The organism is Deinococcus sp. (assembly GCF_018260555.1).
Classification (GTDB): Bacteria; Deinococcota; Deinococci; order Deinococcales; family Deinococcaceae; genus Deinococcus.
On record NZ_JAGLBB010000162.1, the window covers coordinates 1 to 252 of the forward strand.

1 pseudogene is annotated in these 252 nt (G+C 63.5%); it reads left to right on the forward strand.

Features of this window, described 5'->3' with window-relative positions:
- Nucleotides 1–64: 64 nt before the first annotated feature.
- Nucleotides 65–252, forward strand: a pseudogene (locus QZ271_RS14425) (pyridoxal 5'-phosphate synthase glutaminase subunit PdxT); the annotation flags it as partial.

Sequence of the window (252 nt, forward strand, 5' to 3'; positions counted from 1 at the left end):
GGCTGGTAACCATGCTGAACGACTGAATTCCGTTTCAGCGGCGACTGCAAAGCCGAATGTCGGTGTGCTGGCTCTCCAGGGAGCCTTCCGCGAACATGTTCAGCGACTGAGTCGCCTGGGCGTGAGCACCCGGGAAGTGCGCCTGCCAGAGGATCTGCGCGGCCTGGGCGGCTTGATTTTGCCCGGAGGCGAGTCGACGACGATGGGCCGCCTGATGTTCGACTACGGCTTCTGGGACGCGCTGCTCGCCTT